22 protein-coding genes are annotated in these 23,624 nt (G+C 63.6%); 9 read left to right on the top strand and 13 right to left on the bottom strand.

The genetic code is table 11. The features are described 5' to 3' along the window. Positions 1-4: 4 nt before the first annotated feature. Positions 5-1,327, bottom strand: a complete 1,323-nt coding sequence (locus ADIAG_RS09870) for an MFS transporter (RefSeq protein ID WP_007271210.1) — start codon at positions 1,325-1,327, stop codon at positions 5-7. Between the two features lie 235 nt (positions 1,328-1,562). Here ADIAG_RS09870 and ADIAG_RS09865 point away from each other — a divergent pair, with 235 nt between their 5' ends. After that, complete coding sequence (locus ADIAG_RS09865; RefSeq protein ID WP_051059893.1) at positions 1,563-2,675, top strand: PucR family transcriptional regulator; 1,113 nt, start codon at positions 1,563-1,565, stop codon at positions 2,673-2,675. 43 nt (positions 2,676-2,718) lie between these two features. Here ADIAG_RS09865 and ADIAG_RS09860 read toward each other — a convergent pair whose 3' ends face one another. Further along, positions 2,719-3,612 (bottom strand): dihydrodipicolinate synthase family protein, encoded by an 894-nt coding sequence (locus tag ADIAG_RS09860; RefSeq protein WP_007271208.1) that lies wholly within the window; start codon positions 3,610-3,612, stop codon positions 2,719-2,721. 214 nt (positions 3,613-3,826) lie between these two features. On the opposite strand from ADIAG_RS09860, the gene ADIAG_RS09855 reads away from it, so the two are divergent. Continuing rightward, positions 3,827-4,405, top strand: a complete 579-nt coding sequence (locus ADIAG_RS09855; RefSeq protein ID WP_043474472.1) for an antibiotic biosynthesis monooxygenase — start codon at positions 3,827-3,829, stop codon at positions 4,403-4,405. A 77-nt stretch (positions 4,406-4,482) separates the two neighbouring features. On the opposite strand, the gene ADIAG_RS09850 is transcribed toward ADIAG_RS09855, so the two are convergent. Both ADIAG_RS09850 and ADIAG_RS09845 read right to left on the bottom strand, forming a co-directional pair. Continuing rightward, positions 4,483-5,466, bottom strand: coding sequence for a diaminopimelate dehydrogenase (locus ADIAG_RS09850; protein WP_007271206.1), 984 nt, complete (start codon positions 5,464-5,466; stop codon positions 4,483-4,485). 180 nt (positions 5,467-5,646) lie between these two features. Further along, the gene (locus tag ADIAG_RS09845; RefSeq protein ID WP_007271205.1) at positions 5,647-8,055 is read right to left on the bottom strand and encodes a YhgE/Pip domain-containing protein; all 2,409 of its coding nucleotides are present in this window, start codon (positions 8,053-8,055) and stop codon (positions 5,647-5,649) included. 328 nt (positions 8,056-8,383) lie between these two features. On the opposite strand from ADIAG_RS09845, the gene ADIAG_RS09840 reads away from it, so the two are divergent. Together ADIAG_RS09840 and ADIAG_RS09835 are read left to right on the top strand one after the other, a co-directional pair. Next, positions 8,384-10,141 (top strand): FMN-binding glutamate synthase family protein, encoded by a 1,758-nt coding sequence (locus ADIAG_RS09840; protein WP_007271203.1) that lies wholly within the window; start codon positions 8,384-8,386, stop codon positions 10,139-10,141. 52 nt (positions 10,142-10,193) lie between these two features. After that, the gene (locus ADIAG_RS09835) at positions 10,194-11,381 is read left to right on the top strand and encodes an MFS transporter (protein WP_051059892.1); all 1,188 of its coding nucleotides are present in this window, start codon (positions 10,194-10,196) and stop codon (positions 11,379-11,381) included. 14 nt (positions 11,382-11,395) lie between these two features. On the opposite strand, the gene ADIAG_RS09830 is transcribed toward ADIAG_RS09835, so the two are convergent. Then, the gene (locus ADIAG_RS09830; RefSeq protein WP_007271201.1) at positions 11,396-12,439 is read right to left on the bottom strand and encodes an enoyl-CoA hydratase/isomerase family protein; all 1,044 of its coding nucleotides are present in this window, start codon (positions 12,437-12,439) and stop codon (positions 11,396-11,398) included. A 272-nt stretch (positions 12,440-12,711) separates the two neighbouring features. Here ADIAG_RS09830 and ADIAG_RS09825 point away from each other — a divergent pair, with 272 nt between their 5' ends. Both ADIAG_RS09825 and ADIAG_RS09820 read left to right on the top strand, forming a co-directional pair. After that, positions 12,712-13,101, top strand: a complete 390-nt coding sequence (locus tag ADIAG_RS09825; RefSeq protein ID WP_007271200.1) for a YidH family protein — start codon at positions 12,712-12,714, stop codon at positions 13,099-13,101. Next, the gene (locus ADIAG_RS09820; protein WP_007271199.1) at positions 13,098-13,433 is read left to right on the top strand and encodes a DUF202 domain-containing protein; all 336 of its coding nucleotides are present in this window, start codon (positions 13,098-13,100) and stop codon (positions 13,431-13,433) included. The genes ADIAG_RS09825 and ADIAG_RS09820 overlap by 4 nt, the downstream gene beginning before the upstream one ends. Before the next feature lie 22 nt (positions 13,434-13,455). Here the strand turns inward: ADIAG_RS09820 and ADIAG_RS09815 are convergent, their stop codons facing one another. Both ADIAG_RS09815 and ADIAG_RS09810 read right to left on the bottom strand, forming a co-directional pair. Then, on the bottom strand, positions 13,456-14,391 hold the full coding sequence (locus ADIAG_RS09815; protein ID WP_007271198.1) for a LysR family transcriptional regulator: 936 nt from the start codon (positions 14,389-14,391) through the stop codon (positions 13,456-13,458). Positions 14,392-14,472: 81 nt separating this feature from the next. Continuing rightward, complete coding sequence (locus ADIAG_RS09810) at positions 14,473-14,730, bottom strand: hypothetical protein (RefSeq protein WP_043474353.1); 258 nt, start codon at positions 14,728-14,730, stop codon at positions 14,473-14,475. 134 nt (positions 14,731-14,864) lie between these two features. Between ADIAG_RS09810 and ADIAG_RS09805 the strand changes: the two genes are divergently transcribed. After that, positions 14,865-15,359, top strand: a complete 495-nt coding sequence (locus ADIAG_RS09805; protein ID WP_007271196.1) for a hypothetical protein — start codon at positions 14,865-14,867, stop codon at positions 15,357-15,359. A gap of 78 nt (positions 15,360-15,437) precedes the next feature. On the opposite strand, the gene ADIAG_RS09800 is transcribed toward ADIAG_RS09805, so the two are convergent. The 4 genes from ADIAG_RS09800 to ADIAG_RS09785 form a co-directional block, all read right to left on the bottom strand. Further along, positions 15,438-16,541: a class I SAM-dependent methyltransferase gene (locus tag ADIAG_RS09800; protein WP_007271195.1), complete on the bottom strand. Its 1,104-nt coding sequence runs from the start codon at positions 16,539-16,541 to the stop codon at positions 15,438-15,440. Next, on the bottom strand, positions 16,538-16,936 hold the full coding sequence (locus ADIAG_RS21860; protein ID WP_007271194.1) for a PQ-loop repeat-containing protein: 399 nt from the start codon (positions 16,934-16,936) through the stop codon (positions 16,538-16,540). The genes ADIAG_RS09800 and ADIAG_RS21860 overlap by 4 nt, the downstream gene beginning before the upstream one ends. A 188-nt stretch (positions 16,937-17,124) precedes the next feature. Continuing rightward, a complete protein-coding gene (locus ADIAG_RS09790; protein ID WP_007271193.1) occupies positions 17,125-18,756 on the bottom strand; it encodes a LuxR family transcriptional regulator in 1,632 nt (543 codons plus the stop codon). Positions 18,757-18,998: 242 nt separating this feature from the next. Continuing rightward, the gene (locus tag ADIAG_RS09785) at positions 18,999-19,997 is read right to left on the bottom strand and encodes an LLM class flavin-dependent oxidoreductase (protein ID WP_043474452.1); all 999 of its coding nucleotides are present in this window, start codon (positions 19,995-19,997) and stop codon (positions 18,999-19,001) included. An 89-nt stretch (positions 19,998-20,086) separates the two neighbouring features. Here ADIAG_RS09785 and ADIAG_RS09780 point away from each other — a divergent pair, with 89 nt between their 5' ends. Then, positions 20,087-20,752: a hypothetical protein gene (locus ADIAG_RS09780; RefSeq protein ID WP_007271191.1), complete on the top strand. Its 666-nt coding sequence runs from the start codon at positions 20,087-20,089 to the stop codon at positions 20,750-20,752. Positions 20,753-20,837: 85 nt separating this feature from the next. Here ADIAG_RS09780 and cspE read toward each other — a convergent pair whose 3' ends face one another. Continuing rightward, positions 20,838-21,041, bottom strand: coding sequence for a transcription antiterminator/RNA stability regulator CspE (gene cspE / locus ADIAG_RS09775; RefSeq protein WP_007271190.1), 204 nt, complete (start codon positions 21,039-21,041; stop codon positions 20,838-20,840). A gap of 364 nt (positions 21,042-21,405) precedes the next feature. After that, positions 21,406-22,959, bottom strand: coding sequence for an MFS transporter (locus tag ADIAG_RS09770; RefSeq protein WP_007271189.1), 1,554 nt, complete (start codon positions 22,957-22,959; stop codon positions 21,406-21,408). Positions 22,960-23,077: 118 nt separating this feature from the next. On the opposite strand from ADIAG_RS09770, the gene ADIAG_RS09765 reads away from it, so the two are divergent. Then, complete coding sequence (locus tag ADIAG_RS09765; protein ID WP_007271188.1) at positions 23,078-23,620, top strand: TetR/AcrR family transcriptional regulator; 543 nt, start codon at positions 23,078-23,080, stop codon at positions 23,618-23,620. The last annotated feature ends 4 nt before the right edge of the window (positions 23,621-23,624 follow it).

Here is a 23,624-nt window from a genome sequence, read left to right as displayed (position 1 = left end):
ATGCTTAGTGCTTGAACCCGGGAAGGCTGACGCTCATCCGCGGGGCGATGACACCGGCAACGGCGGTGAACAGCGAGAGGAAGATGAGCATGGCTGCCGCGGGCCACCAGTGGCCCGACGCGGACGCAACCAGAGCGGTGGCGGCCAATGGGATGAACCCGGAGATCATCCCCGCGGTGTTCTGGGCGAAGCCCACACCGGTGTAGCGGGTCTTGGCGGGGAACAAGCCGGTCAGCACGGTGCCGGAAGCGGCGTAGGGCAGGGAGAGCGCAGCGACGGCCAGGGTCATGCCAACGACCACCAGCACCTCGCTACCGGAATCGATGAGCAGGAAGGCCGGCCAGGCGACGATCGCGGAGAGGATGCCTCCGTAGGTGATGACCTTGGAGGAACCGAAGCGCTCGCCGAGGCGCCCGCCGAGGATCAGCACCGGGATTTCGACGACGGCGGCAATGATGCCACCGAGCAGCATCAGCGATGGCTTGTAGTCAAGGATGTTCACGCCGTACCAGACCACGAAGGCCGTCACCAGGTAGAAGCCGCCGATCCCGAGCATTCCGGCGGCCATGCCGATGATGATGTGCTTCCAGGATTCAACAAGCGTGGTGCGGATCGGGGCCTTCTCGGTTTCACCCTTCGCCACCAGTTCCTTGAAGACCGGTGACTCGTCGAGGCGACTACGAATGTAGAGAGCCACCAGCAGCATCGGGATCGCGGCCAGGAACGGGACACGCCAGCCCCAGGCATCGAAGCTTTCCTGGGAGAAGAACACCGTCATCAGGAAGAAGCCGCCGGAGGACAGGATGGTGCCGATGGGTGAGCCGATCTGCGGCAGTGCCGCGTAGCGGGCACGGCGGTGCAGTGGCGCATTCTCCACCACGATGGTCATGGCGCCGGACCACTCGCCGCCCACGAACAGGCCCTGGGCGATGCGCAGGAAGACCAGCAGGATCGGCGCGCCGATCCCGATGGCGGCATAGGTCGGCAGCATACCGATGAGCCCGGTGATGATGCCGATGCCGACGATGGTGACCATGAGCGTCTTGCGGCGCCCGATCTTGTCTCCCATCACACCGAAGATCATGCCGCCGATGGGGCGGGCCACGAGTCCCACGCCGAAGGTTGCGAAGGCTGCCATGGCCGCTGCCGTGGCGTTCTGGCTTTCAAAGAACTGGACGTTGAACACCAGCGCGGCTGCGGCGCTGAAGAGGAAGAAGTCGTACCACTCCATGGCCGTGCCAATAAGGGCGCCGATGGCAACCTTGGTCGCCTCCTTGTCGGAGATCTGTTGGGTTGCACCCGCTTCGAGTGTTGAAGTGTGGTTCATGGGAAGTTTCTGCCTGATCTCAAGGGGAGGGCCGCTGGATTGATGTCGGCCATCCGAATGCCGGGGGACTGAGACCATCTTGCCAAATGTTCGGCGTGATGCAGCGCACGATTCATCACGAGTTGTACGCCACTATCAGTGCAAAAGCACATATTATGGGGTGATGGGATCGGATTATGGCATCGTAAATACGCGAAACAGACAAAAGGGCGGTGAGGAGCGCTGGACTGCGCTCTTGAACAGGCTCGATGTCGGGAACCTGACCGAAGAATTCCTTGAGCGTCTGGGTGACATTCCGGTCTATGCGCAGTCGCCGCTGCCGATCAGCGAGATCAGGCGCACCGGCAGCGCATCCTTCGAGGCACTGATCCTGGCGATGAAGGTCGATGCCGATGCCCCGGAGTACCTGGAGCAGCGTGATGCGATTGCGCTGGACGTGGGGGTGTCCAGGGCGAGGGCAGGAGTGCCGATCGAGGCGTTGATGACAGCGATCCGGCTGGATTTCTCGGTGATCTGGGAGGCTATCACCTCGATCGCCGTACCGGAGGATGCGCCCTTGCTGGTGGAACACACCGCCAGGGTGTGGGAAGTTGTTGACGGTTACGCGGGCCAGACCCAGCAGGCCTACGTCGATGAACTGAGTCGGATCCAGGCCGAAGCGGCAAACATGCGACAGGGTTACCTGGCCACGCTCTTCAGCGAAAAGAACTTGACTCCGGCGGACTTGGAACGGATTGCCGAAGAGCTGGGTCAGGATCTGGATACCGAATACGTGGTTGCCGTCGCTTCGTGGGAGAACATCCCGGCCATGCGCCTGGCGCTAGCCAATGCGCAGGCAGGTCACGAGGTGCTGAGCTATTCACGGGCCGACGTTCTGGTGGTCTTCTTTCCACTGGGGGTTCGTGCAGGCTCCGGAGCCGGCCGGCTCTATGCAAGCCTTGAACGGTTGACCTGCGGATTGATTGGAGAGGGGTGCACCCTTGAGCGGGTATCGCAGACTGCGACGGTCGCCGCCTCGTTGGCAAAGCTGCTCGAACCGGAGGAACGCGGGGCGATGACCTGGTCGCGGGGCTGGGCCCGCATGGCTCGCCGTGAGCTCGAGCGGTCCGGGGCGCCGGGGCTCGGAGACGTTGAACGTTCCCTCGAGGACTGCGGGACCACCGAGAGACGCAGGCTTGGCGAAGCGGTAGTGGCCTATCTAGAAACCGGCAGCATCGCCCAGGCAGCGGATCGGTTGTATTGCCACCGCAACACCCTGATGAACAGGCTGAAGCGCTTCGCCCAGATCACCGGGGTGGATCCGACGATACCTACGCAGGCTGCGCGGCTAGTGGTGGGCTGGTCGTAGCGCTCGCCGAGAGCCCCGATCACCAGGTTGCCCGGTTGATCGGTCAGGGGACCAGATGCAGTTCATCAATGATCTCCGCAACGCGTACACGCGCTGCAGTCCCGAGTCCTTGGACGGGGCGCGGCAGGCTGTACCCGGCGACCAAGCCCAGTTGCTCGGCGATCGCGGCGGTGACCCGGTAGCTGCCGTGCTCGGCGAATAATGACCACAGGGGAGCCAGCCTGGCTGATTCCGCGAGGGCCGCTTCGAAGTCTCCGGCCTGCGCGGCGCGGGTGATCGCCAGCGCCGGTGCCGGGAGGGTGCCTGCGATGACCGAGTACCAAGCGTCGCATCCGGCCTGGAGGCCGGCCGCCGCCGAACCATCGCCCGAGACCCCGATGGTCACTTCGGCCGGGATACGGTCACGCAGGTTCCGCACCCTCGCCGCCGCCGCATCGGGATCTGTGGAGACCGGGGGAATCTTGATCGATGCCACGTGGGCCAGGGAAGCGATACGGGCATGGAGCTCGTCGGTGAACGTGACATGGGTGGTCCCGGGGTTGTCGTAGACCACCAAGGGCACAGACAAACCTGCCGTAACATCCTCGAACAGAGAGAACACCTCGTCATCCCCGAGCCCCTGGTAGGTGGCGGGGGCGAGCAGAACCGCGGAGGCGCCGGCCTCCTGCGCGTCGTAAGCCAGGGCCTGGACCTGGGAGGTTCGCAAAGCACCGATCCCCACGATGACGGGGATCGCCCCGGCATGTTCCACCGCGGCCCGGGCGGCCTGACGGCGCTCGTTGCGCTCCAGGTACATGTAGGACCCGGTGGATCCGAGGGCCGCAATGGAGTCGACCCCGGCCTCTGCCAACCGGGTGACTAGGCCCGCATAAGCGGCCTCGTCGAAGGCGTCATCGCGCAGTGGGGTGAGCGGGAAAGCACTGAGGCCGGTAAACACGGGTTGTCCAATCACGAAGGTGGGCACGGCTTCAGCTGGCGGTCGGCGAGAACGAATTGTCCAGCATAAGTGCAGTCTAGTGCGCTGTTGGTGCATCGCCTGGTGATGGGGACGGCCCGCCGATCCTCTGTTACCCCGAAGACTCCTATTCTTGCGGTGCCGCCGTGCCAAGGAAGAGTCGCCGGGAGGCGGCCGAAGGCACTAGATTATGGGAATGCCACAAGCGAACCCCATCACCGTGTCCATAACCCGGACTGTACTGCCCGAACACCACCGTCGCTTCAATGCCTGGGTCCAGGCCGGCCAGGAACTGGCCCGCGAATGGAACGGCTATCTTGGGTCCGGGTGGATCCGCACGGCACCTGATTCCAATGAATGGCACGTGCTTTACCGCTTCTCCTCGGAGAAAACGCTGGCAGCCTGGGACGAATCCGAGGAACGCAGCTGGTGGATTGACAGCGCTGCAGAACTTGTTGAAATCACCAAGGTGGAGCACCGTACGGGGATCGAAGGTTGGTTCGAGCAACACGGAGACACCCAGCTGACCGTTACCGAGACGGTGGTTCCGCCGCGTTGGAAACAAGCGGTGAGTATCTTCCTCCCGTTTTTCCCGTTGAGCCTGCTCTCCAACCTGTTGTTGATGCCGCTGTTGGCCGATTGGCCCCTGGTGTTGGCCGTGCTGCTGAACATCGCCATCCTGACTCCGCTGATGACTTACATCTTCCTGCCCGTCACCACGCAATTGCTCAGGGGCTGGCTGCAGAAGCCGCGACGGGTCAAACGCCGCAAATAATCACCGGAGCACGGAAACGCCAGTGGGCGCGGACCTCATGGCCCGCGCCCACTAGAACTCCTTGTTGAACGTGCGAACTACAGCATTTCGGCGCGCAGCTGCTCTGGCGACTTGGGGGACAGCAGGCCGGGAGCGACGTCGAAGACCGTCTTGGCGCCGATCTGGCCGGCCTGGTTCATCTTGTGCACCGCGCGGGCATAGGCCACCAGCACGCTGGAAGTGAATTCAGGATTCGACTGGAGCGTCAGCGAGTACTCGATGACCTGTGCGTGGGAGTCGGAAGTGTTGCCGCTGCGGAAGACGAATCCGCCGTGCGGCATTGAGGAGTGCTCCGAAGCCAGCGTGGCTGCATCGATGAAGTTCACCGTGGTTTCGTACTGATCGAAGTAGTGCTCCATGGTCACGATGGCCGTCTTGACCACCTCGGCGTCGGCACCGTCCTCGAGCACGACGAAACATTCACGCACGTGCTTCTCGCGGGTGCTGAGCGTGGGGCGGTCCCCGGCGCGGACCTTGGCGATGGCCTCGGTGCTCGGGATCGTGTACTGGACACCTGCGGCAACGCCAGGAACCCTGCGGACGGCATCCGAGTGGCCCTGGCTTAGGCCGCGGCCCCAGAATGTGTAGGTTTCGCCGTCGGGAAGCAAAGCCTCGCCGTAGACGCGGTTGATGGAGAACATTCCCGGATCCCAACCGGCGGAGATCAGCGCGGTCTTACCGGCAGTGGTGGCCGGGGCGTCGACCGCAGCGAAATGCTCGGGGATCTTCGCGTGGGTGTCGAAGCTATCGACGGTGTTGAAGAGAGCGGCCAACGCGGGGGTCTGTTCGGGCAGATCGGACTTGGAACCGCCGCAAAGGATCAGCACATCGATGTCGTTTGTGTGCTTGACCAGCTCATCCATGTGGAAGGCTGAGGCACCCCCGGGCAAGGACAGTGTTGCCGGGTCCCTGCGGGTGTAGACGCCCACCAATTCCATATCGGGGTTCTTGGCGATGGCGGACTGCACCCCGCGCCCTAGGTTTCCATAACCGGCAATGCCAATGCGGATTGTTGTTCCCACGAATATCCTCACTTCGAACTAATTTTGCGACCGGCTCCACGCTAGTGCCTGCCGCACCGAAGACCTATTACAGTGACGACTCGCCCCACGGATGCGACCGAAAAGGCCGTGGCCCGCACCGGGACGTTCGGTGCGGGCCACGGCCGTATCAACGGTGGTGCGGCTTTCTTTTGCTAGCGCTTAGCGGCGGAGGTAGCGACGGTTGCGAGCCATGATCAGCGCCGGGATCAGCAACAGTGCCAACGGGATCAAGAGCAACAGGGCGCTGGGGCCGCTGCTGATCTTGGCCGCAGAAACCGCTTGCGTGCTGGCCTCCAACTTCGAGGTGCCGCTGGCCAGTTGGGTAGAGCCCTCGGACAACGTGGACAAGCCGTTTGCGAGCTCCGAGTTGCCCGCGGCCAACGTGGTGGCACCTTCGTCGAGACGGACGGCACCGGTGGAGAGATCCCCGGACCCCTTGCGTAGGGCTTCGAGGCCCAACTCTAGGGTTTCGGTTCCGCCGGCCAGCTTGGCTGCCCCGGCGTCCAGATCTCCTGCACCACGAGCAAGCTTTGCGTTTCCTTCCGCCAAGCTGCTGGCACCGGTCTGGATCTTGGCGGCACCGGCTGCTGCCGATTCTGCGCCCTGGGCCAGTGCGGGGGTGTTAGCCGCCAGCTTGGAGGTGCCTGCCTTGAGCTCGCCGGTTCCGCTGGCGAGCATATCGGTCCCGGCAGCCAGCTTCTTGCCGCCAGCGGCAAGTTCCTTCGCACCGGAATCCAGCTTGCCGGCACCGTCATTCAGGCTTGAGGTGCCCGTGGCTAGGGTAGTCCCGCCTTCGGCCAGATCCTGGGCACCGTTGGTGAGCTTGCCTGCTCCGTCCTCAAGTGATGCCGTTCCCGTGGCCAAGGAACCTGCACCGGTGCTGAGCTTGGTGGTGCCGGCGGCCAGCGCATCGGTGCCTTCGGCCAGTTCCGTGGCGCCGTTGCCCAATGAGCCCATGCCGGCCATCAGACCCTTTTTCTTGTCATTGAATCCCGCATCGAGAGCACCGAGCCCTGAATTGAGGTCCTGGGCACCGGCGTTCAGATCGGTGGCTCCGGCCTTCAGAGCCCCAATGCCTTGGCCCAGTTCCTTTGACCCGTCGCTGAGTTCACCCAGTCCGCCATCAAGCGTGGCGGCACCGGATTTCAAGGCCTGAGCACCGTCGTTCAGCGCGCTGGTTTGGGCCGGAAGGTCCTTGGTGCTGGACTTCAGAGTTGCCATGCCCTTGGAGAGCTGGTCGCTGCCGGTGGCAAGTTTCTTGGCCCCGGCCTTCAGCTCCGTGGTACCGGCATGCAGTTTCTTCATGCCGCCGTTGAGTTCCTGGGAATCTTCGTTGAGCGCATTGATCTTCTCCATCAGCTGACCGGCGGGGACGGCCGGGTCCTTCTTCATCAATGCCGCGAGGTCGCCCATGCCCTTGGCCAGACGCGTGGATCCGTCGGTAAGATCTCCGGTCTTCGAATCAGCCTCGGTCAATCCGGCGGACAGGTTTTTGGCACCGGTTTGAACACCGGCAGCGCCCTGGTTGGCGGCGGCGATGCCTTCGCTCAGCTGCGGAGCGGCGGCGGACAGTGACTTGGTTCCCTTGGCCAGCTTGGTGCTGCCGGTGGCCAGCTGTCCGGAACCGTTTTTCAGGGAGGCTACGCCTTCAAGCAGGGCAGGGGCCTTGCTGGCTAGTTCTTCCACGCCTCCGAGGAGCTTGCCACTTCCTGCGGCCAGCGCGTCGGAACCTGCTGCTGCACTCGTGGTGCCGGCGGCGAGCTTCTCGGCTCCAGCCTTGGCCGCTTCGGTTCCGGCGGCGAGTTTTTGTGCGCCGTCATGGGCTGCACCTGCACCGGTGGCGACCTGCTGCGCGCCTGCTGAAAGATCCTGAGCGCCGGCGTTAGCCTGACCTGCTCCAATTCCCAGCTCTGACATGCCTGCCGAGAGTTTCAGTGAACCGTCCTTCAGGGACTTCGCCCCAGCGTCCAAGGTGGCGGTACCCGCGGCCAGGTCTCCGGCTCCGGTGGCGAGCTTGGAAGAACCATCACTGAGCGCATCGGCGCCTACCTGTGCATCCTTGGCCCCGGTGGCCAGCTTGCCGGCCCCGGCATCGAGCTGTCCGGCGGCCGCATCGACGGAGTTGGATCCGGTGGCCAGCTTGTTCACTCCGGTTGCCAGGTCGGCGGCACCGCGGCCGAGTTTGGAAGATCCTGTGGCTGCATCCTGGGCACCGACCGACAGCTTGGAGGTGCCGGCATGCAGTGAGGTTGCGCCCTCGCCCAGCTTGGTGGCTCCATCTGCGGCGCTTTGTGCACCATCGGCGAGTTCCTGCGAGCCGGAGGACAAGGCGCTTGTCCCAGCTGCGAGTTCCTCGGCGCCCGAGGCCGCCGAGGTGGAACCGTCAGCAAGCTTGGCTACGCCGTCATTGGCCTTGCCCATGCCGTTGTTCAAGTCGGAGGCGCCGGTGGCAACCTGCGAGGAAAACATTGCGTAGAAAGCCACGAAGGCGATCAGGAACAGGCCGAGCAAAACGGTGATGATGGCGTGCAGCAATGTATGCCGCTTGGCCGCCAGATGTGCATTCAACTGGACTCCTTGGGGTTGAAATCGTTGGTGGTGCGGTGGAAGACCGTGGCGATTTTGGGCGCACCGAAGTACGTCAGGCGCCATGGCCCGGTGGAGCTGGGTGGTCCTGCGGCCGGTGTGGCCAGAATCGCGGTCAGGGTGTGATCTGGATAACAGAATGGACTAGAACCATTGAACTTACTCGCGGGTAGGTTTGCAAGGGTTTTGAGGAAAAAACTTACTCGACGGTAAGTTGTGACGTTCATGCTCGGGGGCATCAGGAGGTCGCGAGGGGGCTGGAAGCCTTGAATCATATGGAACAGGGGTTTGGAGGTTGTAGGCTCGAACGATGGTGAGATTTCTGATTTTGGCGTTACTGTCCCTGCTCGGCTTCATCACAATCGTGGCGGCATCCGTCGGACCGGAAGGCTGGTGGGTCATTGCCGCGGTGGCAGTCCTGCTGCTTGCGCTAGGGATCCATGATGTGTTCCAGACCAAACACGCGATCCTGCGGAACTACCCTGTGCTGGGACGCATGCGCTTTCTCTTTGAATCGATTCGCCCAGAAATCCAGCAATATTTCATTGAGCCCAACACCGATGGCCGCCCCTTTGACCGGGACACCCGCTCGCTGGTCTACTCACGGGCTAAGGGGGCCGACAGCCACAAGGCCTTCGGTACCGAACGTGATGTGAATGCGGTGGGCTACGAGTTCCTGCTGCACTCCACTGCCCCCGTCGCTGTGACCGACGAGCAGCACCGGGTGCGCATCGGGGGACCGCACTGCACCCAGCCCTATGACATGTCGTTGATGAATGTCTCCTCCATGAGCTTCGGAGCGCTGTCCAAGAACGCGGTGCAGGCCATGAATAAGGGTGCCGCGATGGGCGGATTCGTCCAGGAAACTGGAGAGGGCGGGTTGGCTTCCTACCACCTGGAGTACGGGGCCGACCTCTTCTGGGAAATCGGCTCCGGATACTTCGGCTGCCGCGACGCGGAAGGGAACTTCAACCCGGAGGTGTTCGCCCAAAAGGCAGCAAATGAACGCGTTAAAGGCATCACCATCAAGCTTTCGCAGGGTGCGAAGCCCGGCCTCGGCGGTGTTCTGCCGGCCGCCAAGATCACCGAAGAAATCGCCATGACACGCGGGGTCCCGATGGGCGTCGACTGCATTTCCCCCGCCTCCCACTCGGCCTTCACCACTCCCCGTGAGTTGATGGAATTCGTCGCCAAGCTGCGTTCACTATCCGACGGAAAGCCGGTGGGGTTCAAATTCTGCGTTGGCTCGCGCACCGACGTGCTGGCAATGTGCAAGGCCATGCTGGAAACGGGCATCACCCCCGACTTCATCACCATCGACGGTTCTGAGGGCGGCACCGGAGCAGCTCCGTTGGAGTACGAGGACCACGTGGGTACCCCGCTGACAGAGGGACTGATGCTGGTGCACACCGCACTGGTCGGTTGCGGATTGCGCAGCAAGATCCGGATCGGGGCCGCGGGCAAGATCGCCACCGGCTCCGACGTGGTCAAACGACTGATCCAGGGCGCAGACTTCACCTTCAGCGCCCGCTCCATGATGATGGCCACCGGCTGCATCCAAGCGCAGAAATGCCACACCAACCGCTGCCCCGTGGGCGTAGCCACCCAGGACCCGCGGCTGATGCGGGCACTTGATGTAGAGGACAAGGGCAACCGGGTCTACAACTACCACAAGCTCACCGTTCAGGAAGCGGCGCAGCTAATGGCCTCCATGGGCGTGAGCTCCCCGGCACAGCTGAACACCCGGATGCTGCGCCGACGCGTCGACCACCTCACGACCCGCAGCTATGCGGTCCTGCACAATTGGCTGGCCCCCGGCGAACTGCTCGATGCCCCGCCGCGCGGCTGGGCCATGGATTGGGAGGAAGCCGACGCCGACGCCTTCGGTGAGCATGCCCCGATGCCGTGGCCGACCCAACGCGAACCGGAACCCGTCGTGGTGGGGACCGTGGCGCCACAGCGCGTGGAACCCAAGGACTCCACGCGCCACATTGTCGCCCCGGTGCACCCGCACGCCGAACGCCCCGAAGGTCGCCCGGCAGCAAAGGTCACGCCACCAACTCTTTGAGAACGCGTCATGAATGCGCGGCGCGGTTCGGGAGCGCGGAATAATCAGGTCCATGCACCCCAACGCGCCGCGTATCGGTTTCCCTTCGGTGCTCGCCCATGCCTTCTTTCTGCAGGGTGCCGTGTATCTGGTGCGCCCGGCGACCTCTTACCGGGCACTGGAACTGGGCGTGGACCCCGGGCTGCTGGGTCTGGTGGTGGCCAGTTTTTCGATCTTGCCGGTTTTCCTAGCCATCACCATCGGACGGGCCACCGACCGCGGGCATGAAAAGCAGGTGCTGCTTCTCGGCGCGCTGCTGATGCTCGGCTCGGGGGCCGGATTGCTCTTTGCCTCCCCATCGCTGCCCGCACTACTGGGGTGGAACCTGATCCTGGGTGTGGGCCACCTGATGAGCCTGATCGGGGAACAGAGCCGGTTGGCCTCGGCTCAGAGCCGGAACATGGACAAAGTCTTCGGTTTTTACACCATGGTCACGGCAGTGGCGCAGGCCGCGGCGCCACTGCTGCTCGGATTCTTAGGCGGAGCGGCTGTCATCCCGGATACCGCGGTGCTGCTGCGCGCCTACCTGGCCTCCTCGCTGGCACTGCTGGTGGCCACCTTCTTCATGATGCGGCACCGCCGGCAGGTGAGCGCCACCAGGGAACCGGCGCCGGTGAAGCTGCGCGCCGCCCTGGCGGTGGAGCCGGCGGCCCGCAACACCCTGATCGCCTCCATCGGGCTGAGCATGATGGTGCTGTGCACCATCGACCTGATGCAGGTCTACCTCCCGGCACTCGGAGTCGAACGCGGCATCTCCACCCAAACCATCGGCATGCTGCTAGCGCTGCGTGCCGTCGCCACGGTGCTCTCGCGCCTGGGCATGGATTTTCTGGTGCGTTCGGTGGGCAGAGCCAGGTTGCTGCTGGGGTCCACCGGTATCTCGGCGGTGCTGGTCGGATTGCTGGTGCTAGAACTGCCGGTGCCGCTGATGGCGGCGCTGCTTATCGGGGCCGGGCTCGGCCTGGGCCTGGGCCAGCCGTTGAGCATGACGGTGGTTTCCACCGCCGCCAGCGACGGCACCCGGGGGACCTGGATGTCGATCAGGTTGCTGGGCAACCGGCTTGGACAATCGGTGATCCCGGTGGGCGTGGGCATCTTCGCGACCGCGCTGGGCGCCGGCGGGGCGTTTTTGGTGTTGGGTTCGGCCATGGCCGCGGCAACGCTAGCCGGGATACGCCCGCTGCGCTCGATGAAAGAGTAAGTCTTTGACTGCCGTTAGGCAGGGCCCTCGATGAGTCCGGCGATTGCTGCGGTATCCACCTCATCGAAACGCGCCGGGTTCCACCGGGGATTCCGGTCCTTGTCGATGACCTGCGCCCTGATCCCCTCGGCAAGGTCTGGGCGGTGCATGAGGTAGTCGGCCAGCCGCAGTTCCCGATCCAATGCCGAGCGCAGATGATCCTCGGCCCGTGCCGCGCGCACGGCCGCAAGAGCACCTGCCAGCGAGGTCGGGGCGTTGGCACGGATCGCGGCGGCGGTCTGCGCCGCGGCAGGATGAACCATCTCATCGAGGCGATCCAAGATTCCGGGAAGATCCGGGGCGCTGAAGGCTGCGTCGATCCATGGCCGTGCGGAGGCCAGCGGCGAGGGGGCGAAGGACCCGAAGAGGACCTCGATCCCGGCAGCGATCTCTGCAGCAGGCATCGCGATAAAGTCATCCAAGGAATCGAGGAGTTCGGCAAAACGGGTGGGGTCCACCAACATGTCGGCAAAGCCAAGTTCTACGGCGTCGGTGCCGGTGAATGTCGAGGCGGTCAGCGCCAGATACTCGCCCAGATGCCCCGGGGCGCGTGCGAGCAGGTGTGTCCCGCCCACATCGGGGCTGTAGCCGATGCGGGTCTCGGGCATCGCGTAGCTTGCCTCCGGTGTGGTGACACGGATCGAGGCGTGCGATGCCAGCCCGATCCCGCCGCCCATGCATAACCCATGGACCAGCGTGAGGACCGGCTTGGGGTAGGTAGCGATCATCTCGTTGAGATCGAACTCGAGGGACAGCAACGCCAAGAACTCCGCATGGCCCCCGCCGGAGACCGCTGCGTGGAAGTCCTTGATGTCCCCGCCGGCGCAGAAGCCTCGCTCCCCGGACCCGCGCAGTACCACCATCGAGATTGCTGGGTCGTTCCGCCAGGTTGTGAACACCCGGGTCAGTTCCTGAAGCATCGAGAAGGTCAGTGCGTTGATGCTCGTGGGCCGCCGCAGCTCAATCAGGCCCAGAGGTCCGATGCGGGTGGAGTGGATGTGGCTGGTGATCGTGATCATCCTGATTCGTTGCAATGCCGATGAAGGGGGTGATGCCAAGATATCGCCGAATTGGCTCCGAGGCGAAACCCCCGACAGTGACACGAAGTCCCACAGTTCCTGGTGGCTTGTTCCCTTCCGTAGCTGTCTGGGGGCGCTGCACACCGCGTGTTCACGTGACGTGGGAGGGTTGGCGCGTAGCTACGGCTGCCCGGTATCCTGAGAAGTAAATTCCGGTAGTGGTGGGTATCACCGATTCCGAGGAGACAAACCACAAGGGAGCACGCCGGTACATGTCATCGACCGAGCCTAATGACGAGCGTGGGTCCATCGCCCGGCGCGTGTTGCCCGGGGGCAAGGAGCCCGACCCGCGCTTCACGCTGGCCAACGAACGTACGTTCCTGGCCTGGATCCGCACCGCGCTGGCCTTTTTGGCCGGAGGCATTGCGCTTGAGGCCTTCGCGGCGGACGCCTTCCCGGGTCCGTTGCGCACCGGGATCTCGGTGTTGCTGATCATCATCGGGATGCTGATCAGCGGCGGTGCTGCCATGCGTTGGCGCGGCGTCGAGATGTCCATGCGTCATTCGCGGCCGATGCCGTTGCCATTGATCATCCCCATTCTGGGACTGGGCGGCGCGCTGGCCGCGGCCGTGGTGGCGGTGCTGATCGCCGTGAGCCAATGAGCGTATCCGCGCCCGAACCCCTGCACCAGGATCCTGGCCTGCAACCCGAGCGCACGGTCATGTCTTGGGGTCGAACGACGCTGTCGCTCTGCGTGGCCGCCCTGGTGTTCGTGCGTTGGCTGCCGCACTACGGGATCGGGATCGTGGCGATGATCCTGTTGGCACTGCTGGCTGCCGGTGGCATCTATGCCACGCAGCGCTACCGTTACGCCGTGGCCTCTCACGGGATCACTGCCGACAGGCTGCGGGCAGATGTTGTGGCGGTATTCTCCATGAGTGCCGCGGTGCTATGCCTCGGTGTTGTCGGCATCCTGGTGGTGCTCGACGTTTAACCCGGGGCGGAGGTGTGCCGGGCTAAGACCGATGGGGGCCAATGCTCCATTCGGCCAAGACCTTGGTGAGTCGGTCCATGAACACCCCGACCTTGTGATTTTCCCGGTTTTCGGGGCGCAGGGCGAAGATGCTGCGGGCCAGACGGATCTCCGGGGCATTGATTACCTGGATGCCTTCGGGAGCCTGCAGCATGGCCAGCTCCGGGACCAACGCCGCACCCAGACCGGCACTGGCCATGTGAAGCGAGGCATTAAAGTCATCGCAGTGCGCAACCACCCGCGGATGGACGTTGAAGGCGGAGAAGAGCCGGGAAATCATCGTGGCATCGGAGGTGCCCGGGTGGTGCATGATCCACGGCATATCGGCGAGCTGGGCCGTGGAAAATACCGAGCTGCCGTCGAGTTTCCAGGCGGCGGGTACCACCACGCGGAACGCGTCGTCACCCAGCCACTGGCGTTCGAGCTGGGCAGGCCAGGCGAGCCCGGCCTGACCGACCTGGAAGATCAGCGCCAGATCCAGGTCTCCGTCTTGGCGCAGCCCGGCAATGGTTTGGTGCGGTTCACCCACGTTCACGCGTAGCGCGATGCCGAGCTGTTCCCAATCGGGGGAGCCAAGCAGTCGTGGCAGCGCGAAGGTGGCCAAGGACGGAAAGATCCCGATGCGCAGTTCCTGAAGCGGCTTGCCGCTGGGATCCAAGTCGGGAGAGGCAGTGGCGGCCACCAGCGCATCGATGTCCGTGAGCACGCGCTTGGCGTGCCGCACCATGGTCAGCGCGGCAGGGGTCGGCTCGATGCTCTTGGCTCCACGAGCAAAGAGCGTGGTCGAGGTGTCCCGTTCCAACGCTGACATCTGCTGGGAGACCGCAGAGGGGGTGTAACCCAGGGTCAGCGCGGCAGAGGCAAAGGATTTGTGTCGCACCACTTCCAGCAGGGTGCGCAAATGTACCGGGTTGACCATTAGGGCTCCTGTGCCTTGGAAGAGGTGAGAGCGCGGACCTCTTACTGACCGCGCTCGTCCTATCCTAGACGGGCGGGGACCCTACTGGGTCTCTTCCTCGAGGACTTCGTCCGCGGTCCATTCCTCTTCGACGGTCTCCTCGTCCTGATCCGTGTCCGCGGCGGTGAGGTCATCGTCGAGCAGGTACAGGTGCTTGCGCAGCGGGTCCATGGCCGTCATCGACTCCGGACTGTCGGAGGAACCTTCATAGGGTTGTCCGTCCCGGCCGTCGTCGGGCTCGTACATGTCATCGTCAATTGGCTCATCAAAGATGGTGTCATCAAAGCTGTTGCCCATCATGTCCCTCTTTCTTCGAACGTCCGGGATATGTGACTGAACCCCGCTTGATAACAGCCTATGTCCCATCGACGCGTATGGGAATGGGCACTTTTTTGTGCGCGGATCCGGCTCTTCCGCCGGGGTAAGGTCAGTATATGGACAGTGACACAACCCCCCGATTCTTTACCCCGGCCATCAGCCGACCGGCATTGCTTGCCGCCGCGGGAAGGATCCTGGTACCGGGACTGTGGATGGGACTCATCATGGGGATTTCGTTCATCGAAACCCCGTTGAAGTTCTTGGGACCTGGCATGACCTTGGCCCTGGGCCTGGGGATCGGGCAATTGGTTTTCGCGGCGATGAACATCGTGGAGGTCATCTTCTTCATCGTGCTGGCCGCCTCCTGCGTCAAGCGCGGCTTGGATAGGGCCTACCTGTGGGTGGTTGCCTCGCTGGGTCTGGTATTGCTCGCCAAGGTCGCCTTGATCAGGCCGTTTTTGTCCAAGCGGACCGAATCCGTGCTGGCCGGGGTGGAATCCGGCGGATCGAGCTGGCACTACTTCTACATTGCCGCCGACGGGCTGCTGACGCTGCTGCTGATCACCCTCATGGTGATGGGCGTACGCCGCTGGGTGCTGCCGGGCAGATAGGCGCCCGATGAAATGACTACCGACATGACAGCGGCCGCCGGGGAAATATATTCCCGGCGGCCGTTGCATGGTCGGGCCCTACGGCCTGGCCACGAAGTAGGCGTTGAAGGGGTCCCAATCGATCTCGTTGTACTCGGTCGAGCCGAAGCCGGCATCGGCGAGCATCGACAGTGCAAGCTGTGATCCCCAGGCCGTGCCCAATCCCTCTCCGTTGAGCCCAAGTGAAACGCTCATGCAGTGGAACGTTGAGATCGCGTACAGGTAGCTGCCCCACGGGACCCCGATATTCTCTTCCACCTTGCTCGATGCCTTGATATCCACCATCAGGAACACCCCGTCTGGTCGCAGCGCCCGCCGGATGATGGTCAGCACCCTGGCCGGATGGGCCTGGTCATGGATGGCGTCGAAGGCCGTCACCGCGTCGAAGCCGGAATCGATGTCCAGCTCTGCGACATCGAGCACCTCGAAGAGAGCGTTTGCCAGTCCCAGGTCCTGGGCTTCGGAGCGGGCGGCTGCGATGGCGTCTTCGGAAAAATCGTATCCAGTGAACCTGCTGGCGGGGTAGGCCCCGGCCATGAGGTTGACCGCGTGGCCGCGGCCGCAGCCGATGTCGGCCACGTCGATTCCGGCCTTCAGCCGCCCCGGCAAGTCCGCTGCCAGGGGAAGGATCGAATCCAGCAGTGCGGTGTCGTGCACCGCAGCGCTGGTTTCGGCCATGTTCCGGTGGAAGCGGGGGTATTGGGCGTAGGCCAGCCCGCCGCCGTGCCGGAACTTGTCGATAATCTGTTGCTCCACTTCGCCCATCATCGAGATGTGCTGCATCAACAGGCCAACGTTGCTGGCGCCGGCGGCGCTGGTCAGCACTGCGGCATGTTCGCGCGGCAGAAGATACGTCTTGGCTACGGGGTTGTAGTCAACGACGCGGGCGGTCGTCATGCCGCCCAGCCATTCACGCACGTAGCGTTCGTCAAGATCTGCGGCGTGGGCGATCTGCTCGCTGGTGGCCGCGGGCAATCCAGCGAGGGTTTCGAACAGCCCGGTCTGGTGGCCGATACTGGTCAACAGGGCGATTGCTGCGTCGTTGAGGATCCCGAGGAAGCGTCCGGCGAAGGCCGAAGCGGCCTCGGCGTCGAATTGCCGAGGTTCGGTCGAGAGGGTGGGGGTTTCATGGTCGAGGCTCATGGTTCTTCCTTGATTGGGGTGGGGCGCAGTGGCCCCGGATGTGCGGCGACTACGAGATCGGCCGTGGCTCCTGCGTCCAGGACGCTGAGTCTTGCCGCAGCGGCCGTGGCAGAGGGCTGTCGCGGTGGCCGGGGGCCCGCATGGAGCAGATACATCGTCAGCATGAAGCCGGTGGTGACCACGTAGAAGCCATGGAGTACCCAGATGGGGCCAACGGGCAAACTATAGATATAGACGGAATGGATGAGGTTGCCCGTGTTGGCCAGCAAGAGGTTTCCCAGACTGTACGAAGCCATGTCCCGGGTACGCACCGCCTTGATGACCATCGGCAAGACGCTGCCCACGAAGATGATGCTGGAGATGCTGCCGGCCAGAACTGCCGCGTCGATGTCCATGTCCGGTCCTCCTGGTTCCTCCGTGGGGATCTTGCACTTTCCACGCTAGGCGCCCGCGGGGATCCGCGCGTCGGGCAGGATACCCAGTGAGGCAAGGCCGGGCTGGGTCGAATCATGTAGGAACGAGGAAGGGCCGGTTCCTACCTATCCTTGGTGGACCGCCTCGGCATTGATTCTCGGTGCGGTGCTCAGCGGCGCGCTTGGACCCCGTGCTCGTGGGCCCACGCAGCAGCAGCGGTCCGCGAGGAGACACCGATCTTGGTGAAGATGTTCGCCAGGTGGCGCCCGACGGTCTTCTGACTGATGAAAAGCGCCTCGGCGGTGTCCTTGGTGGTGGAGCCGCCGACGATGCATGCCAAGACCTCAACTTCCCGGGAGGTGAGGCCACCCGGGTTTGTTGCACCGGTCAGGCGCCGCGCATCCGGAAGGGCTCCCAGCTCCCGATAGATGGCCAGTGCCGTCGCTTCATCCGCTGCGGCGATTTCGGGTTGTCCCAGGCCGCGGTGCGCCTGCGCGAACAGCTCGTAGGTCTTGGCCGTTTCATGGCGGGAATGCAACCCTGCGTATTCGCGGGCGGCGCCCTGCAACAGGGGAAGGGCCTCGGCGTACCGCGAGGCGGCAATCAGCACGGCGGCCCGAGCCCGGCCGGCCCACGCTCTTATACCCCCGGTGGCGAACACCTCGGCCGTTTCCTCGAGCTGCATGCATAGGCGTTCGGCATCCTGAAGCTGCCCGAGCTCGAGGGCGATCCCGACCCCTGATTCCAACAGCCGGGCACCCGCCAGCCTGTCCCGCCCGGCCAACGCCGCGCACAATCCCGCCCAGGCCGCATCATGGTCCCCGGCGGCTTGCTGGAGCAGCGACTCCCCGGGTTGCGGTTCGGTTCCCAGCTCGCGGGCTCTGTCATAGGCGCTCCGTGCGCCCTTGGCATTCCCTCGTAACCTGCGGAGCTCGCCGAGCTGGTAGAAGGCCTCTCCGGCAACCCAGTTGCTCCGGCCCACGAGTTCGGCACCGCTTTGTTCGATGGCATGTTCCACGGATTCCCAGCCGCCTTCGAGGCTCAGCAGCTGCAGCCGGTGGATTCGGCAGATCCCGGAGAACACCACCTCGCCGGGAAACTGCTCGCACCATCGTTCAGTGGCCTGGGTCCAGGCCCGCATCCGGTGCAGATCCGCCAGCTCATGGCATGCGTGGATCACGTTGCAATAGATGTCGCCGGCCCACTCCGGCGGTAGCTGGCCCGCCAGCACCGGCAGCATTGCCTCGTCTAATTGGGCAAAACCTGACACGGTGTTGCCGCTGCGGAGGTCGACCAGCCCGGAGATGACCAGCCCGAATGCCTTGAGCGCCGGCGCATGTAGGCGCCGGCCCATCTCCTGCAGCGCGGCAGCGGCCTCTCGTGCCGGGGCCAGATCCCCGAAACTCAAAGCGAAGGCCGCGTCAACATAGATCAGGTAGCCGTGTTCGGGGCACTCGGGCAGTTCCTGCAAGATCCTCCGGGCGCGGCTGACCCACCCCGAGGCGATGACCGGGTTCCCGCCGATGAGCCACGGTAACGCGAGATTAAGTGCCTGTCTGGCGGTACCTTGTGCATCGTCGGCGTCTTGGAAACGGTTGAAAACCTCTTCTGAGATCTCCAAAGATTCCCTGACACGGCCAATCCACCATGCCGAACGGCCCAAAAGATTCAGATCAGCGGTGGCCAATTCCGACTGAGACCTTGCGTTGCTGAGCAATCGATAGGAGGCAGGCCAATCCCCGCGGACGTAGGCAGTCCGCGCCGAGGCCACCAGTTCGTTGAAATCCGCCAACTTTGACACCTCATCGTTGGGTCCATTTCAACCGTAGACCTTCCGGATGCCGTCGGTCGAGTGCTGGTGTAAAGACCCGGTGTCGCGGGGGAGCCTTGGCGCGGGTGGATCGGAGGTGGGGCAACAGCTCAGGGATGTTCCCGAGAGATAAGAGTGAAAACTGGCCGTTGGTCAGCTAGCTGACACGCGACAGAGCAACGGCCGCCGGGGAACAGTTTCCCCGGCGGCCGTTGTCATGTTGTTGGGTGTTACTAGTTCGCCGGGACCAAGGACATGGCCTCGGCGGTGATCTTCACCGATTCGAGGCGCTGGGCGGGATCGCTGGTGCTGTGTACGGTGATCAGCTCGTCGGCCTGCGCGGTACGAGCGAACCCCTCGAGGTACTGCGCCACCGTTGCCCCGTCGCCGACGGCGGTGTACTTGAGCATGTTCATGATCGAGTCCCCATGCGGGGTATCAAGCAGCATTTCCACCTCTTCGTCGGTGAATTCGGTACTCCGGTTGCGGCCCAGCATCATCCGGATGCGGTCGCGGCGTACCTGCTCGAAGGTGGCATGTGCCTCCGCGTTGGTCTGGGCGGCAACGACCCCTACCCCGGCAATCACCCACGGCGCGGCCAGGAACTCGGAAGGCCGGAACTCGTTGCGGTACACGGTGGTGGCCTGGACGAGGGCATCGGGGGCGAAGTGCGAAGCAAAGGAATATGGCAGGCCCAGCTGGGCTGCCAACTTAGCGCCGAAAAGGCTTGATCCCAAGATGAAGAGCGGGACGTTGGTGCCACGGCCCGGATAGGCGTTGATGCCTGCGATCCGCGAGGTTTCCCCGAGGAATCCCTGGAGCTCTAGGACATCGTGGGGGAATGCGTCGGAGGCCGCGGGATCGCGGCGCAGGGCGCGGAAGGTCGCCTGGTCGGTGCCCGGGGCACGTCCCAGCCCTAGATCGATGCGGCCCGGGAAGATAGTTTCCAAGGTGCCGAATTGTTCGGCGATCACCAGCGGTGAGTGGTTGGGCAACATGATGCCACCGGCACCCAGACGGATGCTCTTGGTGTGGTGGGCGATGTGGCCGATGAGCACCGAGGTCGCCGAGGAGGCGATGGTGCCCATGTTGTGGTGTTCGGCGTACCAGACACGGTTGTATCCGGTGGCTTCTGCGGTTTGCGCCAGTTCAACGCTCTGCGCGAAGGTCTCGGCGGCGGTGCCGCCGCGGCGGATAGGGGCAAGATCAAGGATCGACAATGGAATGCTCACAGTTGCGGCAACGAGCACTCGCGCGTTTTCATTCCCGGAGGTATAGAAGAACACACTCGCCTACCTCGGACGCGGGTATCATCAGGGCCATGAAGCAGCTGGCTCGCCTGCTGGCCGGCACCCTGCTGGCAGGTTTCTTGGGAGCGTGCACCGTGCTGGTTCCAGACCCTCCCGAACCGGTGCCGTCCACCGTCCACGTTCCAGACCGCTTGGCCCAGCTGCCGCCTGATTGCCCTCGAACAGGTTCACTTCTCGAGTCCGAAGGCTTGGATGCCCGAAGCGAAGCACAGAGTGCCGCCGACTTGTTGACGGCGGTGGATGAGTGGTCGAACGCTGGAAGCGCCATGGTCGCCAACGAGCCCGATTGGACGGACCCGGACTTGCCCGAACATTGTCTGGTGGATCTGGCGGACATCATCGGGGGTATTCACGGGTCTGCGCTCTTGGCAGCCGGTGGGGACCAGACTGTGGCGATATTTCGGAAGGAGCTGATCGGGGAGAACCTGGACAACCTCAAGGCGGCCCGAGCTCAGGGGTACGTCACGAATATCCGGCGTGAATTGGTGGTGGTGCAGCGGGCCTCGACGTCGCAGGACGGCGTGTTTTTGAACCTGGTCGTGCGCAGGCTTGGGCCCGTGGCGGACGAATCATCCGGAATGGAGGAATGGTTCGTCATCGTGGCGCCGCAAGGGCAACAAGATCTGGTGTTCCATCTGGAGACCAAGGATGCAGAGCATGGGTCGTTCACTTGGTAATTCGGTGTTAACGCAAATATGGGCGTCACTCCCGAAGGAGCGACGCCCATATTAGTCAGCTAGAAGCTGCAGGTGATGCCCGAGCTTAGACAGCGCGGATATCGGTGGCCTGCAGGCCCTTCTGGCCCTGGGTAACTTCGAACTCTACGCGCTGGCCCTCTTCGAGCGAGCGGAAGCCGTTCGACTGAATGGCGGAGTAGTGTGCAAAGACATCATCCGAGTTGTCGTCCGGAGCGATGAAGCCGAAGCCTTTTTCGGCGTTGAACCACTTAACGGTACCTGTTGCCATGATGGGGGTGTCCTTTCGAGACTGTCCTGAAATGGGACGTAGGGGAGTGAAGTCCACTGTGGAATCCACTTGCAGCTACGTGATTCAACGCGGTTCAGAAAGGTACTCGCCCCGGCAAGGGGGTATTTGCACTGCTTTACTGCGAGAAAAACTAGAACTACAAGCTCTACGTTACGCTACTTGGCGGCCACTTGCCACCACGGGGTCTCTTTCGAGAAAAAGTTAACCCGAATACCCCCTGGTATTTACCTGGCGAAGTCCTCGTCACGGCGCTTGAACTGTTGAATCTCAGGCGCTTCCCCGGCGGTAACGGAGGGGTTGATGCGGGGGAGTGACCCTGGCCACCAGGGCCGGGTTCCACAGGTCAAGCGTTGGTGACGGTGGGAGCCTTGCGGTCGCGCAGCACGATGGTGACGATGATCGCCGAGGCCAGAGCCAGCACCATGGCGATCGTCGAGGTGTACAGCACGCCCTTGTCGAAGGCGTGCGCGGCTGACTCAAGCAATCTGGTCCCAGCGGGTCCGCTCATGGTTGATGCGACCTCGTGGGCCCCGCCCAGCGTCTGGCGGGCGGTCTCGACGGCGTCGGCGCCCAGCCGGGCCGGGACCTCGACGTTAACCCGGTAGACGGCATTGAGGATCGAGCCGAGCACCGCGGTTCCCAAGACCGAGCCGACCTCGTAGGCGGTTTCGGAGATGGCCGAGGCGGCGCCGGCCTGGGCCGGTGGGACGGCGGAGAGTACGAGGTCATTGGAGAGCGTTTCGCTCATGCCCACGCCTGCACCCAGGACGCTGAAGGCGATCATGAGCATCGGGACCGAGCCCGATTGTCCGGTGAGCATGACAATGCCATAGGCAGCGGCGTTGAGCCCCAGCCCCCACACCATCACATGCTTCACGGCGAAGCGCTTGGTGAGGACCACGGCAAGCAGGCCGAAGGCGATGGTCAGTCCCAAGCCGGGCAGCAGCAGGATCCCGGCCATCATCGGGGTGTAGCCGGCCACCAGCTGCAGGTGCTGGGAAATGAAGTAAATGAATCCGACCATCGCAAAGATGCTCAGGAGGTTCACCAGTAGAGCCGAGGAGAAGCTGGCATTGCGGAACAGCCGCACATCCAACATGGGGCTCTTGCGCTTGAGCTGGCGACGGGTGAAGCTCACGCCTGCGGCAATGCCCAAGGCGATGGCCACGCACGGGACCAGAGGTGAAGAGGCTGAGGTGAGTTGCTTGATGCCGTAGACGATCGGCAGCAGGGTCATGATGACCAGACCGATGGAGATCGCGTCGATGGCCCCGGGATTCGGGTCGCGGGACTCGGGCACCAACCAGGGGGCAAAGGCCAGCAGTGGCAGCAGCATCGGCACCGCCAGCAGGAACACCGAGCCCCACCAGTAGTGCTCCAGCAGGAAGCCTCCGACGATCGGGCCCAGCGCGGCGCCTCCGGAGAACCCGGCGGCCCACACGGCAATGGCCTTGCGGCGTTCGATCGGATCGGTGAAGATGTTGCGGATCAGCGAAAGGGTGGCGGGCATCAGCATGGCACCGAAGATGCCCAGCAGAGCGCGGGCGGCAACCAGCTGCTCGGCACTGGTGGCAAAGGCCGCGGCCACCGAGACGGCGGCGAATCCGCTGGAACCGATGAGTAGCATCCTGCGGCGTCCGAACCTGTCACCCAGTGACCCCATGGGCACCAGGAGCCCGGCGAGTACCAAAGGATAGATGTCGATGATCCACAGCAACTGGTTGCCGCTGGGGGTCAGGGCCTCGGAGAGCGCCGGCACGGCGAAGCTCAGCACGGTGTTGTCGACCGAAACCAGCAGGACCGGGAACATGAGCACGGCAAGTGCCGCCCAACGTCGGCGGTGCATGGTGCCGATCTCTGGGTTCCGGGTGGGGCCCCCCACGTGGTGTGCGCTCATGATGATCTGTTTCCTGAAAGGGGGTGATGGAGCAGGGATTTTATGAAGATAACTGTACCGTCCGGACGGTACAGTATCAATGTGACGATGCCGACAGGAAAAGGATAAGGTTCACTACATGTCTCGACCGCCATTAGCCAAGGAAAAGATCGTCGACGCCTACGCTTCGATGCTCTGCGATGAAGGCGAACGCGCCGCGACCATCGAAGCCACCGCCGCCCTGGCCGGAGTCTCCAAGGGTGGCTTGTTGTACCACTTTGCCTCCAAGGAAGCCCTGGCCCAGGGAGTCATCGAAGGATTGCTGCAGGCTCACGCGGAGGACCTCGAACGTATGGGCGCCTCCCCGGAAGGTGCAGCCCGGTACTTCGTGCGCACCTCCACCATCATGGGCAGCGACCTGGACCGATACTTCCTGGCCGTGCTGCGCCTGGCCCAGAGCGGGCACGAGGCATCGATCGAGGCCCTGGACGTGGTGCATGCCGGATGGCTGGACCTGATCCGCGTCGAGGTCAAGGACAAATACGTGGCCGAAACCATCATGCTCATCGGCGAGGGCCTGTATTACCAGACCTCCCTGCCAGGGCCATGGTCCCAGGGCACGTTCGCCAAAGACCTCGAACATCTACTGAACCAAGTGGAACGACTCAAGAACGGTAATTAGGCCC

Origin of the sequence: Paeniglutamicibacter gangotriensis Lz1y, assembly GCF_000348945.1 — a bacterium.
Taxonomy (GTDB): domain Bacteria; phylum Actinomycetota; class Actinomycetes; order Actinomycetales; family Micrococcaceae; genus Paeniglutamicibacter; species Paeniglutamicibacter gangotriensis.
This window is presented reverse-complemented; position numbering and strand designations above follow the sequence as displayed.